The sequence below is a fragment of the Mariniphaga anaerophila genome (assembly GCF_900129025.1).
In the GTDB taxonomy this organism is placed as follows: Bacteria; Bacteroidota; Bacteroidia; order Bacteroidales; family Prolixibacteraceae; genus Mariniphaga; species Mariniphaga anaerophila.
In genome coordinates this window covers 182,884-196,918 of the sequence record NZ_FQUM01000001.1, presented here as the reverse complement: position 1 = coordinate 196,918, position 14,035 = coordinate 182,884, and the positions used below count along the sequence as shown (strand labels likewise).

At 47.8% G+C, this 14,035-nt stretch carries 15 protein-coding genes; 1 reads left to right on the top strand and 14 read right to left on the bottom strand.

All coding sequences use genetic code 11. The features are described 5' to 3' along the window. Positions 1-54: 54 nt before the first annotated feature. From BUB08_RS00720 to BUB08_RS00690, 7 genes are read right to left on the bottom strand one after another with little or no spacing between them, the layout of a single operon-like run. Positions 55-1,005, bottom strand: coding sequence for a TraJ family protein (locus BUB08_RS00720; protein WP_072998025.1), 951 nt, complete (start codon positions 1,003-1,005; stop codon positions 55-57). Positions 1,006-1,017: 12 nt separating this feature from the next. Further along, positions 1,018-1,749, bottom strand: a complete 732-nt coding sequence (locus tag BUB08_RS00715; protein WP_139249570.1) for a hypothetical protein — start codon at positions 1,747-1,749, stop codon at positions 1,018-1,020. A gap of 10 nt (positions 1,750-1,759) precedes the next feature. Continuing rightward, the gene (locus tag BUB08_RS00710; RefSeq protein WP_139249569.1) at positions 1,760-2,452 is read right to left on the bottom strand and encodes a hypothetical protein; all 693 of its coding nucleotides are present in this window, start codon (positions 2,450-2,452) and stop codon (positions 1,760-1,762) included. 6 nt (positions 2,453-2,458) lie between these two features. Continuing rightward, entirely contained in the window at positions 2,459-4,855 is a 2,397-nt protein-coding gene (locus BUB08_RS00705) for a TraG family conjugative transposon ATPase (RefSeq protein ID WP_072998016.1), read from the bottom strand. Next, complete coding sequence (locus tag BUB08_RS00700) at positions 4,836-5,156, bottom strand: DUF4133 domain-containing protein (protein ID WP_072998015.1); 321 nt, start codon at positions 5,154-5,156, stop codon at positions 4,836-4,838. The genes BUB08_RS00705 and BUB08_RS00700 overlap by 20 nt, the downstream gene beginning before the upstream one ends. Continuing rightward, the gene (locus tag BUB08_RS00695) at positions 5,156-5,458 is read right to left on the bottom strand and encodes a DUF4134 domain-containing protein (RefSeq protein WP_072998834.1); all 303 of its coding nucleotides are present in this window, start codon (positions 5,456-5,458) and stop codon (positions 5,156-5,158) included. Before BUB08_RS00695 ends, BUB08_RS00700 begins: the two co-directional genes overlap by 1 nt. A gap of 40 nt (positions 5,459-5,498) precedes the next feature. Further along, positions 5,499-5,855 carry a hypothetical protein gene (locus BUB08_RS00690; RefSeq protein ID WP_139249568.1) on the bottom strand — a complete coding sequence of 119 codons (357 nt, stop codon included), beginning with the start codon at positions 5,853-5,855 and terminating at the stop codon, positions 5,499-5,501. Positions 5,856-6,807: 952 nt separating this feature from the next. On the opposite strand from BUB08_RS00690, the gene BUB08_RS00670 reads away from it, so the two are divergent. Beyond that, positions 6,808-8,097, top strand: coding sequence for a hypothetical protein (locus tag BUB08_RS00670; RefSeq protein WP_072998004.1), 1,290 nt, complete (start codon positions 6,808-6,810; stop codon positions 8,095-8,097). A gap of 82 nt (positions 8,098-8,179) precedes the next feature. On the opposite strand, the gene BUB08_RS00665 is transcribed toward BUB08_RS00670, so the two are convergent. From BUB08_RS00665 to BUB08_RS00635, 7 genes are all read right to left on the bottom strand, one after another. After that, the gene (locus BUB08_RS00665; RefSeq protein WP_245820152.1) at positions 8,180-8,902 is read right to left on the bottom strand and encodes a P-loop NTPase family protein; all 723 of its coding nucleotides are present in this window, start codon (positions 8,900-8,902) and stop codon (positions 8,180-8,182) included. Further along, positions 8,829-9,314, bottom strand: coding sequence for a hypothetical protein (locus BUB08_RS00660; protein WP_072998001.1), 486 nt, complete (start codon positions 9,312-9,314; stop codon positions 8,829-8,831). The genes BUB08_RS00665 and BUB08_RS00660 overlap by 74 nt, the downstream gene beginning before the upstream one ends. Continuing rightward, positions 9,311-9,607, bottom strand: coding sequence for a helix-turn-helix domain-containing protein (locus BUB08_RS00655; protein ID WP_072997999.1), 297 nt, complete (start codon positions 9,605-9,607; stop codon positions 9,311-9,313). The genes BUB08_RS00660 and BUB08_RS00655 overlap by 4 nt, the downstream gene beginning before the upstream one ends. 170 nt (positions 9,608-9,777) lie before the next feature. After that, positions 9,778-10,020: a hypothetical protein gene (locus BUB08_RS00650; protein WP_139249567.1), complete on the bottom strand. Its 243-nt coding sequence runs from the start codon at positions 10,018-10,020 to the stop codon at positions 9,778-9,780. Positions 10,021-10,328: 308 nt separating this feature from the next. Beyond that, positions 10,329-11,213 carry an RteC domain-containing protein gene (locus BUB08_RS00645; protein WP_072997996.1) on the bottom strand — a complete coding sequence of 295 codons (885 nt, stop codon included), beginning with the start codon at positions 11,211-11,213 and terminating at the stop codon, positions 10,329-10,331. Positions 11,214-11,476: 263 nt separating this feature from the next. Continuing rightward, on the bottom strand, positions 11,477-12,805 hold the full coding sequence (locus tag BUB08_RS00640) for a mannitol dehydrogenase family protein (protein WP_072997995.1): 1,329 nt from the start codon (positions 12,803-12,805) through the stop codon (positions 11,477-11,479). Then, positions 12,802-14,013 carry a carbohydrate kinase family protein gene (locus tag BUB08_RS00635; RefSeq protein WP_072997993.1) on the bottom strand — a complete coding sequence of 404 codons (1,212 nt, stop codon included), beginning with the start codon at positions 14,011-14,013 and terminating at the stop codon, positions 12,802-12,804. The genes BUB08_RS00640 and BUB08_RS00635 overlap by 4 nt, the downstream gene beginning before the upstream one ends. Positions 14,014-14,035 lie beyond the last annotated feature (22 nt).

Below are 14,035 nucleotides of genomic sequence, written 5' to 3'. Positions count from 1 at the left end.
GGTTTATAATTGTTGATTTCGATAATGATTCACGAAACTCACACGATAGTCCTGCTACTTCATGGCGCCCTTGGTGGCTGCCATGACAGCGGCTGTTCGAATCAGCCTTCCCCCGCCGGAAGCAGTGCCCGATGCCTGGACTATCCATGATGCTATCCTGGGGACGAGCGCCATCCCGATGATTCCGCAGACCGGCACAACCAGGTTGGAGACATAAAACAGTTGCGGCTGGTACACGGGCAGGGCATGTATCTGTGCAATTTCCCGGTCCAGGACATACAACAGGATCTCCTGCACCAGGGAAAGGATTAGAAGTGCAATGGGCAGGTACAGGTTGACATTGATAAAACGTGCAATCCACTGCAGGTAGTTATCCCGAAACCCGTCAAAGACGGAAAGGGCAAATACCAGCGGTCCGAAGATGACCAGCAGGACACAAAACACCGTTCTTAAAAAAGCGATCAGGTAGACCAGCACTTCAAAAATGGTCTCCGTCAGTTGCCGACAAGCATCCATGATATAAAGGTTGATCTGATTCCGGATGGCCCGGCCGGTAACAATGTTGTAGGAGGTCAGCAGCAGGTTGATGCCTTTATCCCACAGCTGGGACTCTTTATCTTCATTTTCATAAAAAGCGGGTAAATCGGTCGCTGCAATTGCCTGGTGTTTCTCTTCAAGCTTTTCCCGAACCAGGTGCTTCTTATCGGCGTAAACTGCTTCCGAAAGACTGGTCAGCCCTTGGGCAGGAACCATCAGCAGGTTTACAAACGGCCCCCAGAAAGTAATGACCAACAGCAGGGCGAACGGGCGGAGCAGGGGAAGGATATACACCGGGTTATCAGCTATCAGCTGTTCATATATCCGTTTGGAGATATAGAAAAAAGCGGCTATTCCCCCGATAGCCCGCGCCATGTTGACCAGGATGCCGGCGTGGCTGATCCCTGAGGTGATCAAAAAATCAGTGAACGTAAAGAAATCAGTGGTGTTAATAACCTGTAGTAACATATTTTCTGGTTTTTACGGGGTTAGAACAGAGTAGCCTGCCAGAGTCGTTGCCCCGGCGGTTTCATAATACTGCAGTTTTCGAAAGGTATAATCCAGTTCTCCGAGCAAACGGCTGAGCTCTGCGTGCAGCTCCCGATAAGAGTCCATTTTCTGCCCGTGATCGGACTCCAGCCGATTGACCAGCAGAAAACGAAAAAAAAGTGCTTCGGCTTCGTGCTCAAATGTTTCTTTGACGAATTCGTTCGTCTTCCCCCGGGGGAAAGCGTCTATCTTGTGATAAACGGCAACAAATTTACGGGTTAGGTTCCACTGGTCTCCCAACTGGTCAAAGCGTGCTTCGAAAAGCTCTTGGACAATCCGTTTTTGGGCGTCGGTGTTGCTCAGGATGCCTTCCGTTTCCAAAAGTCTTCCTTTCATCAGGGAGCGTTCCGCTAGCTTCAGCAGGGTTTTCACCAAATCGGCCTTGGTCTTCCCGGCAATTTCGGTCCCGTCGACAACAGATTTGGCAAAAAGGTCTTTGTAGTTATGTGTAGGCAAGTAACGGATAAACACGTGGGGCACGCCTTTTTTGACTGCCACAAACACCACGGGATAGCTTTTATTCATCTCCGGGTAAGTGCCGGTCCAGGACTTGATTGCAACCGCCTGTCCTGCGGATTGGTTGACTGCTGCTGCAATGAAAAGCAGGATGACGAAGAAAAACGTTATTCCCCCTATCGTAAAGTGAACTTTTTGGGTTTTCATGGGATACATTTTACTGGTAAAGGCTGTAATAGAAAGCAAAGGCTTCCGTGGCATCCGGGTGATGGCTTCTAACAAAAGAGGCATACCGCAGTTTGTTGTACAGGTAGCTGATGGTTCCGTAGTGCTGTTTCACGCCGGTGTAGATCTCATTAATGGTGTCATAGCGTTGTTTGTCGTCCATCAGAAACAGGTTATCCTGCAAGATGGAGTTCAAAATGGTAGTGACCAGCTGCCGGCTCTCTTCCAGGATGATGTCAAAAGATTCTACGATAACGGCAACCTGACCGGGCGAGAAACTCTCGTCCTGCAGCAGCCGGGGCATTTTTTTTGTGTATATCTCCACTACTTTCCTTAACAGGTCGCGGGTTTCCTGCACCCGCCGGTAGTCTTTTATCAGGGAGGAGACTTTTTCCACGCTCTCCAGCATCTTCTCGTCAATCCCCAGTATCTCGGCGGTTAACCCTTTGATGTCCCCGTTCAGCGCTTTAATCAGGACATTGTAGGTATTGATGGCCGTTAAAATCCCTTTCTCCTGGGTCCACTGGAACTCGCGCTGGATTCCGGCACCCGTATCCGTCACCGGAACCGGGGACTGCCCCTTGACCGGCCGGATAAAAAGGCCAACTGTCAATAACAGGGGCATCAGGAATAAAAAAATTGCTTTCATTTTGTCTAATTGTTTATTTATAGGGTTAAAATGCATTGTCTTTTATATGGACTCCAGCGCTTCCATTACGGAATGCCCTTGTTTTACTTTTTCCAGTATCGACGCCTTCTCTTTTTGTTCTGTGGTATAACAGTAATGCTCCGGCCGGCTGACTTCCAGCGCATATACTGTTGAAACGGCTCCCTGTGCGATAAATACTTCTTTAAATTTGCGGCCTGCCGGAAGGTTCTCATTGATTGACAACACCTGTTCTTTCTGGAACTCAGTCAGCCCCAGCATCCTGCTGATTGAGTCAAATTTGTTTTTAAACTTACCCATATCCAGTAAGATGCGTGTATCAGCGTTGTTGATGATGGCATCCCGGATAATGGGCGATGCAATCACGTCGTCTACCTCTTGGGTGACCACCATGGCTTCCCCGAAGAACTTGCGGACGGTCTTAAAAAAATACCTGACATAGCCTGCCATCCGGGGCGTGGCAATGGCTTTCCACGCTTCTTCAATGCAGATGACTTTCCGTACGCCGGTTAACCGACGCATCTTCTGCAGGAAAATATCCATGATAATCAACGTGGCTACCGGGAATATCACCGGATGGTCTTTAATGTTGTCCAGCTCAAACACCAGAAACGGGCAGGTAAAAAACTCATCTTCCTGCATTGGCCGGTTCAGCAGGTAGTCGTATTCGCCCCCCTGGTAATATTTACCCAGGATAAAAAAGAACTCGTTGCTGTTAAAGGCCAGGGACTGTTCGCTGACCAGCCGTGGGATGTACTCCCGGCAGAAGGTGTAGTACCCGTTAAAGGAGCGTTCACGGTTACCGGCTTTAAAAAATTCAGAGACCGACTGCCCGATGACATCTTTTTCCGTTTCGGTGAGCCCTTCCTTATAGATGGTGTAAAGCACCGAAACAATGGTTTGTTTTCGCTCCAGGCCGGTGTCCCCACTGGTGATAAACGGGTTAAACGACACCGGGTGCGTTTCGGTAAACTCCACCAGCTTCGCCCCGCCCCTGGCATGGAGCTGTTGATCCAGGTACCGGGTGAGCAGCTCGTAGCTCCGGCCCACATCCAGCAGCACCACATGGCAGTTCCCGCTCTCGGCATATTGCCGCAGCAGGTGGTTGGTGAAAAAAGATTTTCCCGATCCGGAACCGCCAATGATGATTTTATTGCGGTTATGGATGATGTTCCGTTCCAGGGGTTCGTCTGATAAATCGATTTTTACCGGGCTCCCTTCCTGCCGGTTGGAAAGGTTGATAAAAAAATTAGACTTAGAATTTTGCACTTCTCCTTCAAAATTGGTCAGACAGCAGGCTTGCGGAACCTGTGTGGTAAACAGTTCCGTTTCCGGCAATTGGGTTGAAAAAGGCACACAGGCAAAAAACAACAGGGGCAAATCAAAGGTATGCTGGTAGGGGAAACAGTTTATCTGTGAAAAAGCGGAGGCGGTTTCGCTTTTGTGCTTTTTCAGTTCCGCCATGGATTCGTCGAAAAGCATCACATTGAAATGGGTCTGTACAATTTTCTCGCCGGTGGACTGTACCGTATCCAGAAAATTTTCCAGCAAACCGGCATTCACCTTGTTCTCGGAGGAGAACCGCGAAAGGCTGTATATTTTCCGGTAACTGCTCTCCAGCATTGTCTTGATATCTTGCTGCACAGGCACATAAATAAACTGGTTGGTGAGATGGGTAAACGGCAGGCCCCAGGTTACCGGGTACGTAAAGGAGACCGGCAGCCCGGTACGGGGATGGCAAGACAAAGGCCGGAGCTCCGGGGTGACATGGGTATAATCGCTCAGGCTTAATATTTCTACAAACTGATCCATCACCCGCAGCCGCTCCCGAAAATCCATCCCTCCCAGCACCGGATGCCGGCCTTGGAAGTTCAGGGTCAGGTAGCGCTCTATCAGCCCCGGGGTTCTCCCCTCCCCGACAGCCTGACTCCTGGTCACCGACTCACAGGCAATCCCGTTTTGTGTAAACAGCGACACGAGGTTGCAACGTAGCTCCCCGGCTTTTTCATGCATTCGCGATTCCTGCATCTTCTGCTTCCCGGAGAACAGGAGCGCTGAGCCAAGGTAGTTTTTCAATAACCCGGCATTCAACAAACTGATATACAGGTAACATTCATGACCCAGGCAGGGCCTCCCCCGGAAATGCGCCAGGTAGCTTTTGTCCAGGCCGACCCCGGTGGTGGTTTCTGAGAATGCCCGGGACATAAAAAGGTCTTGCTTGTGCAACAGGGTGTTTTCAGGCAACAGGTGAACAGCCCGCCGGAAGGTGTCGTGCAACTGGCACAGTTGGTCACTGCTGCATGACAGAAGCCCGGGAAGCCTGAGCTTCATTCCGAAGGTTATATCCAGGTTGTCCGACACCAGGGCGTCCCCGCGGAACCCCAGGACAGGAAGGCACTTTTCAATGGCTTTTGCTTTCATGGGGTTGGGGTTGGCTGATGCGCTTTTTTATGGTCACAAACCGGGGAAGCTGCCGCACGGTTTTCTTTTTGGCCCATCCGTCCGGGCCGTACTTTTGCTGTAACCGGGTCAACCGGAACAGCCACCAAAAAAATGCCGGGACACAGACCACCACCGCAATAACAGCCCCGGAGAGCACGTACAGCAGGACAAACAGTAACAGTGCGGCAAGGATTCCGTACAGCGCTTGGTACACCATTGCCCCGGTAAATCCCTTGATGTAAAGGTTGGTGTCTATCTTCCGAAGAATATAGGGTTTCATCAGGCAAAAAATGCTTTGATAACTACTCCTACAAGAATCAAGAACAGGCAGGCGCCGAACCAGCCCATGATGGCTTTCTGGGTGTCCTGGTCGCCGCTTTGCCATTTGATGTAAACCCGTACCCCGCCAATCAGGCCCACTACAGCCCCAATGGCTATTATCAGGTTGGAAACCGGGTCTACATACGAACTGACCTCTGCCGTAGCCTGGTCAATGCCGGCCGAGCTCTGCGCCAGGACCGTGTATGTGCCTGCAATAAAAAGGAAGAGCCACAATGCCTCTTTTTTCGGTAACCGTTTCATTCCGGTGCTCTTGTTTTTTTTCTTTCTCATTTTTATCAGATTATAATTGTTGAACATTCATTTTTTGAAGCAGCGCGGGATGATGGCCCCGGGTCAGCTCATCGAGGATATACCCTTCTTCCGGCCCGGTATCTTCATAGTAAACAACTTCCAGCGGGATGTTTTCATTGGGGTAAGGGAGCAGCTGCGAAGGGAAAGATTGAAAAGACACTTTTACGGGCTCCAGCCCGGCGGCGTCAAAACCTTCTTCGCCATCTGCATCTTCATAAAAAGGTGATTTTCGTTTGTCTTTTTGGCGGGTAAATGCGTACAAAAGGACACCTCCGTACCATATGCCCAATGCAATAAGGATAAATACGGCAAACTGTCCCCAGGTGATTTTGTCAAGTCCAAACATACGTTCTCTTTTTTTTGATGATGACCTATGATTCATAAGAACCGGGACAAAGGTCTGCTGTCCAAAAAAGAGAAATACCACACTGTGGTGTTTTTTTAGCAAAATACTTCATTAGTAACTATGTTACAGTATTTTACAGATTGTTTTTCTGCTTTAAAAGAAAACAATACGAAGCCATCATTGCATTTGGTTCTGTTTGATTAAGTTTAAACACACCCTTTTTTTCAAAAACAAAAGAAAAACCGTCAAAAAAGAAAAGAAAATCCGATTACTGCCGCCCGGGGCGAAAATGCAGGGCTGGCACGATTTCAGGAACACCTTAAATACTGAACTGAAAACCGGGGTATCGTGCCACTTGCCACGGCCTTGCATTTTCCATGGAGTGAAGGCCAGCAGGCAGGGGGGCTAACTTGGGTTTTCTTTTTGGTTTTTTGATTTTTTGATAAAACTCAGATGGTTCCTGTCCTACTTTTAATGCGGGCTGGCAAAGGGCAAGTGCTGCCGTGCAATGGAATGGAAAGGCGGCTTTTGCCGTGCGGAGTCCTAAGGCGCTTTCCCCACGGGCAGCGAGCGGGGAAGGACGCCTGCGGAAGATGCCCGGGGGAATGGGCCGGGGCGAAGACATTAATTGGTTATCTTACTTGACCTGAAAAACCTTTTTGGTGGGCAGGCACAGGGCATGTGCCGGGATAAAGGGAAACGGAGTGGACCGGGACCCGGCTCTTGCCGCGCGGTGCGAAAGGCTGTTCATCTCCACCGGAATGAACGGCCTGTGCACCAAATTTTCTCCTACAAAAAATAAGCACACGAACAACTACCCCATTAAGCTCAGAACCAACCCTGAAATTTAAAATCATTTTAACAAAGAGGTGCATTAGAAAGTCCGTTCAATTGCTACATTTGAACATTTTTAGAATCCCATATATTTGAATCTGTAAAACCTGAATACTGCATGAAATCTAAAACCGGTTTTTCTGCCTTTAGGTACAAATGCTTCGTTATCGTAGCGGCAACAATACTGTTAAGCAGCTGTGCGTCATTCAATCCCGGCCTTATCCATTATAACCAGGACAAATCATTGTATGAATATGGGGGCTCTCCAGAAAATGCAGTTCCCCTGCGGAACAAAAACAATGAGCTTATTTCCGAATCCAACTACGAGGCATTCCTAAAAGAACTGGAGAATAATGACAATAAATACCAGGGGACCAAAACATATGAAAAAACCAATTCGATTCAATTTTCGGATCATAAAATCGCATCATTGTACGCTGAATCTGTCGCTGAAATGAACAACGGGCAGTTTGAAGAAATTCCTGCTAAAATCGACAGTTTAATGGCGCTTTACCCGGATGCTCTCTATTTTAGCGATGCTGCTTTTTTAAGCGGGTTTGCCTTTCAACACCTGGGAAAAACCAACGAAGCTAACGAGAAATACCGGGAGTTCATCAACTTCTCTTCCGGTAAGTACACCGAACGATTCAGGGGGCACAGGGATTCAGAACCCAACGACAGTACCTGGATGGCAGAAAGAGATTATGCCAGAAGCTTCATTGACGGGAAACAGGAGGAGGCAGCTGTTGATTTTTTTCACCCGTTCATCCCGAAGTATTACTACAACAGCTTACACCCGGGGTATGGCATTAATCCTGAGGACTATGCTAAGAATACTGAACACCTGTTGATGTTTGTACTGGGGCTTGACTTGTCGGATAACTTATCTGCCGGTATTCAGTACTACCGCCAGTTAAACAAGTATTTGGATATAAACCCGAGTTACATGACATCCGGGGGTATCCGGGAAATTGCATTAGCTGTTCCAATCAAGCTTTATCAATCAGAAAACAACAACCTGGGGATAAAAGTAAGTCCTTTCATGCGCTATTCCGGGATAAGAAAATTGACTATTGATGGCGTTCAAACGGAGTTTGATGAAAACATCTTCAATTTTGGAATAAAGGCCTCTGCCGGGTATTATTTTGCCCCGAAACTCTCCGTTGGAGCTTCTTATATTTATCACCGTTACAATGAAAACAGCACCTTCCTGTTTAGTACCCGGGACATTAAGCTCTGGTTTTTTAACGAATACGACATCAGCTTGTATTATGACCTGTTAAAAGGGTTCAGCCTGAAATCCGGGGTTAAAACAGGAGACTTTGTGGCAGGTATTTACTGGTCCGGTTGGGAAATCAGCTACAACTTTAATCAAAAAGGGCTCGTATTCAGGGTCGATATGTTTTAGTAAGCCACACAGTAACCCTTTTTTTGTCTTTCTCCGGGAACAGCGATTCACCTCCCCGAAGGGGAAAGAAGCATTCCAGGACTTATACCCGCTTGTCTTTCGCACTTTTGTCAAACGCGACCAGGTTGAACATTTCGCGCATCCGGCTTCTAACCCGATTGCCATATTTTTCTTCGATTTCCGATGCAGACAGATTCGTGGTTACATGCGTTAAAATCCCTTTAGATATAAACAAATCGTACCGGCTCAGCAGGATTTCGGCCATTACATTGCATGCGTTCCCAAAGTACTTATAGGGTTGTTCCACGCCCAAATCGTCAAAACAGAAAATGGCAGGGACAGGAACGGCTTGTCCCGGGTTCAGCTGGTTCCGGCTGTAACGGGTGATCACTTTATACCCTTCGTTCTCAAACTCAAAGCCAATATCCCGGGTGGATTTAACCTGGTATTGCCTGCCGGGGGGGAAAAAGTATTTTATCAATGCCATAAGGGTTGACTTCCCGCAGCCGATTGGACCTGTCAACAGGATTCCTTTCCTCAAATCCAGGTTCCGCCGGGCACATTCTGCTTTATCTTCTATGGCATAAACCAGCAGGCGGTAAATCACGCCATAATCTTCAGCATACAACCGAAAATGCTCTCCGTAGTGCTGCCTCCCCGTTTCCTCCAGCCATCTCCTGCACCCGGGAAAGCTAAACTGGTAAACCCCGGCTTCCTGCGTAGCAATGTCTTTATAAGGGTTCAGCGTAATCTTTATCGGTTTCGACGTGGAGTGGGTTACCGCGGTTGCTTTTCTCTTCTCCATTTTTCATTTTTTGAGCGTGCCCCTGTTTATCCTTTATCTTGTTTTTATAGTTTATAAGAGGTGTCCCACTTGCGGTCCCATTAGTGGTCTCTCTTCCGGCATCAGTAGCTGTCTCTTTTGCAGTATCAAAACGGATACAGCTAACATGGCTTGCCTGGTACCGGTTGCCCGCGGGAGAGTATATAATATATCCCCAGGCATGCAGTTCTTTCATGCACCGGGAATAGGTGTTCCTGGAACCAATCCGCGCCATGGACATGACATCCTGCCGGTTCACTTCAAAGTATTCCCGGAAACGGTTCAGATTCCACACGTGAAAAAGCGTAATGTACAGGCTGATATGGTGGGAGGTCATATTTGCATCTTCTTCCAAACGGTCGAAAAAACCGCGCAGGTGCCTGATGTAGTTCATCCCCGGCGGCGGAAATCAAAACGGCTGTGCACCAAATTCTCCTTCATCATCTTTTGAATGTCCTCGCTGTCGTAAAAAATTACCCCGCCGATTTTGGTGAAAGGCAGGGTGCCGTTGACCCGAAGGTTCTGAAGCGTACCCGGGGAAATCCCCAGTAATTTTCGGACTTCCCAGGATTTTATCCATTTTTTGGACAGCTGCCCGTGATGCACTGCCAGCAACTCTTTGAATTCTTTTATAAGCTCGAGCTTAAACTCACGTAAATCGTCGGTGGTTACAATTTCTGTTGGCATAACTTTTTGTTTTGTATTGAACGGTTTTGAATGATGCCAAAATTGCCCCTTCTGAAATGTATAAATACCACACTGTGGTGTTTTTTTTGAATCAAAAGCTACAACAGCTTAAAAATCATAATTTTATATCTAAGCGTTTTTTGCAAATATCTCATTGGTGAAATAGGCTCTTACGATTCATTGGATTTGCCCGTGTTTGCATCTGCCTGATTCCGTCTTTCAACAACACAGGACCGGTGGAAGGAACGGAGTTGCTCAAGGGTAGCTTCATCCAGGGTATTGAGAACCCGGATTTGCTTTTCCATATTGTTCAACTGGTGATACGGGACAAACGGACAATCAGCGGTCGGCTCACCAAAGGGACAACGCTGGAATACTGCGATTAAATCAGTATTTTTAATGTTCTTCTCCATCCGGTACTCTTTCATAGGATAAATATGGGTAATAAATTAGGAATAAAAAAAGCGTGGAACTGAAGCATGCTGTACCGGAGGTATCGTCAAACACCCACACCACAGGTATGTCCAGCCCACGCCGAAGCGCAGGCGTTGTGTTTATATTCCTGTGATGTACTATGTTTTGACGATTTTCCGGTACAAGAATCAAAAACTAACGCGTCTATATTTTTTTGCTACTATCTTTTCATCGCTCCTTGTTTTTAGTCTTTCCGTTATAATAGTTGTTTTGCATTCTTCTTCCTTCTTCTGTTTAAAAACGATTGCTATTTTGTTTGTCGACTTTGATCCTGACCGCTGTGCCCTCTCCTTTTCCTTCTCTTATGCTCATCCTGCTCTTCCACCAGTTTCGTCAGCGTCTCCTTCATCAAATCCAGGTAACCCAGCGGTTGCTTTTTTAGCTGGGTGATTTCATAAAAAGTATGGTAGTACCCCGACAGCTTCACATTAAACAGCGACTCAAAACCGCACACCAGTTCCTTGATCTGGACCTTTCCCCGGTTCACTGCATTGGTGTAATATATCCCGTAAATAACCTGCATCAAATCCCGTTTATTCAAACTCCAGAACATATCGCTGCGCACCAGCCGGTAGTTGCCCCTGTGCCTTAACCGGTTGATTTCTGCATTGCAATAGGCAGCTATCTTCTCGTTGGCCTTTATGGCTGCCAGGGTGTAATCGTGGCTGGTCGAGAAAAACGGGTCAAATATAAAGTGCTGGCAATCCAGGGTACAACTGATTTCTGTGCGGACAAAATACTGTTCATCCAAATGGGTCGATCCGCTCCGGTAATACAGGTAAAACTCGGTGTTCTCATTGAAAAACTGTTGTACCCCTGCTGTCACTTTTCTCAAATACTTTTTTCGCCTTCTTATGGAAGTGACCGGTTGCCGTATTAAAATTTCCCAGAGCTTCGAATAATACAGGTATTCCGATAGCACAAAGGATTTTGTATCCTTGAAAAACCGGATTTCTTCGCTTTTGTTTTTTAAATCATTCCGGATGATATGTTCACGTAACTCCAACAGGGTGGCAGAACAAATCCCGACTGTCTTTTCTGCTTTTGAAATTTCATTTAACTCAGTGTCGTTGACTTTTATTAAACTATTTTTTAGCCCATCAATGATATGGTGTAGTTTTGGGGTTTTCATTTCTAGGATGATAGAGGTTTTGAAAAAAAATATTTAAATATCCAAATGGAATTTTTTTGCCAGTTGTTACTCCGGGAATGAGACAAATGCCATTCAATCGTGGACAATTTGGTTTCATCCCACTCAAAAATGTACTCTGCACCCGCCTTTTGTACATCATTTTTTTGGTTGATGTTATGTATTTAGCTATGTAAATGAACCTCTCCCAAGTACCTTGGGTTTGTTTCTCATTTTGCTGCCTCCTTTCTGTCTTTTTATGCCGCTTAAATGAGCTTGTCAAAGTTTTCACAGTCGGCATTATAATGAATGTGTTCTGCATTGCGACCATAATTAATACTGGGACAAAAGAGCGGCGCACTTTGCCCTATCAGCTGTTCTTTACCTATCCCTATTGTTGCAAGATATTTACAAATAGCCTTTGCCCTTGAGAAAATGTCATTGTTTTCTTCCATGTCTAAACCACTTACCTTCGTTAGTATCGAGGCAGTGTCCCCTCCATATTCCTTAAAAAAGGCCCTGTCTTTTTCAAACTCAGGCTCTTCCGGACCTTTTGCCCTAAACCGGCAGGCACAGACAAGGGCATACAGGATATCGCCATAAGGCATGTCCTGGGATATCGCCGATCTTATGGGCAGAACCAAGCGGTCTTCGGGGCCCAACTTGCGCCCAAGGTCACAGCCTACCCTGAAAACGGTATCGCCCAATGCCCTGTTCATGAAACGGGACAACAGGTCTTCCACATGGGCAATCAAATCCCCCATCGTAAACTCGTCAGGGTATTTTCTTCTGAGAACAGCAGCAGACTGCATCATTGCGCATCTGACCCGGTGATAAACCTCCGGCAGCCCGAGCACTTCATAAAGGCGATCCAGGCCTGGGGCATATGCATGCCCGATATATGCAGCGGCCGAATGCCCCATGTTGTGGACAAACAGTTTCCTTTCGACCCACGCCCTTATGTTTTCCTTGGGGGCAAGCCCTCCTATCTCCGGGACCGGGTTCTTGAACGCCTTCTTGTCAACGATCAGGGTATTGTATGGTTCTGCATATACATCCAGCATACTGCCGTCCGCACCACCTGTGGGCATGAGCGGCACCATTTTGCCGATACTGGTCTCCACAAGCCCAATGGCCCCATCAAAAGGGAAACCTACGGGCAAGTGCTTTAAGAGCTCCCGGCCCAGGTAAGCGGAAGCATTGGCCATGTTTTCTGCTATGATGATGTCCAGCGGGGCATTGTTGCCGGCTTTGTGCCTTTTTAGCAAGCCCCTGGCAATGGACGGGGCCGTGAGCGCCAGTGCGCCGGCCCCTACGGAAATGGCAAGAAGGCCTGCCGTGGCAACTTCTTCTATTGCCATTTCTTCGTCCATGGCATGTACGCCCCTAACATTCTTGACCTCCAGCCACTCCATACTTTCATCAGAAACAAAACAGACCCTGTACTTATGCCCACGGTTCAGCTCCTCGATAACAGGTTTGCAAATGTCCACAAAGACCACTTCGTACCCCCCAATGCTGAACAACTGGCCTATGAACGACCTCCCTATTTTGCCTGCCCCGAACAAGACAAGTTTGTTTTTCTTTACCTTCATTTTAAACCGGCCTGTTTTTTATATTCATGATACAACCCTTCCAACAAACTGCGCTTCCCGCCCGGGGCGGCCTCATGGTACACGCCCCCTTTGTAGGAACAGGCGAAACCCCCGGACACTATGCCCCAACCAGCTGCTTTGATCAAATCGAGCCTTCCTTTTTTGTTCTCCCCGAGCTGCATTGCGACCGAAGCTACCGCCCCGCCGACAAAGTTGTCGCCACAGCCCGTGGTGTCCCTTTCCCGGGCAGGGATGGCCGAAAATATTTCCCCTGCCTTTTTGGACACGGGCATTCCCACTGTCCCGTTTGTGGGAAGGAAAATCCCCCCTTTTGAACAGACAGCAATATCGGAAACCCCGTCCGTGATGATAAAAGACCGGGCACCTGATCCGGCAAAATATCGGATGGCCTTCTCCTTCGTGTTTTGCCCGCTTATCCTTAGGGCTTCCTCCATGTCCATTATCAACAGGTCTATGTCCCGATAGGCATCTTTTGGCACCAATGGCCATGGCCGTCCCGGGCACTCCATTTCGCTAAGGAAGTCATAAACGGTGTTCACGACCGTCACACAGCCGTTTTCCCTGGCCTTCCCAAGTACGGTGCCCAGGTTGTCGTGGAGCTGCGGGACAAGGGCCGTGCCGCCCAGGCAGACAATATCCGCCTCAAAGAAACCCTTGCCAAGCATCTTTTCCGTAAACACGGAAGCCGTGCCCAGACTATTCACAAAGCTACGTTCGCCCTGGCCCCCATTGTATGTCGGGTCGGAAAAGACATGGGTCGATGGCGTTTCGCCCCCCTCCTCCGTATTATAGTTTGAGGTATCGAACGGCAGGCCTTCAATTGCCTGGAATATCATTTCCGAAATTTTGTCATTCCCTGCGATGCCATAAAACCTTGTTTCAAAGCTGTCCCCGTCCAGTACCTGCGAGGCATGGACAAGCGGCACCAGCCCGGGCCCACCCGGGTTAAAAGCATCAGGTTCCATGTCGCCAACAATTTGGGTCAATATTTCGCTGAACGGTTTTCCCGAGAACTTTTCTAGACATTCCTTAAAGACCAACTTGCCAGGTAATATGCCCCCATCGCCATCTTTTTGGGAGAGGTACTTTTTAAATTCGTGGCTGTCGAACCTTATGCCTGTATAGATAATGTCGCCCAAAGCACAACCTGTGCCCGATATTATAACTTTTTTATTGTTGTTTGACATAACCCAAATAGTTCCCTGTCAC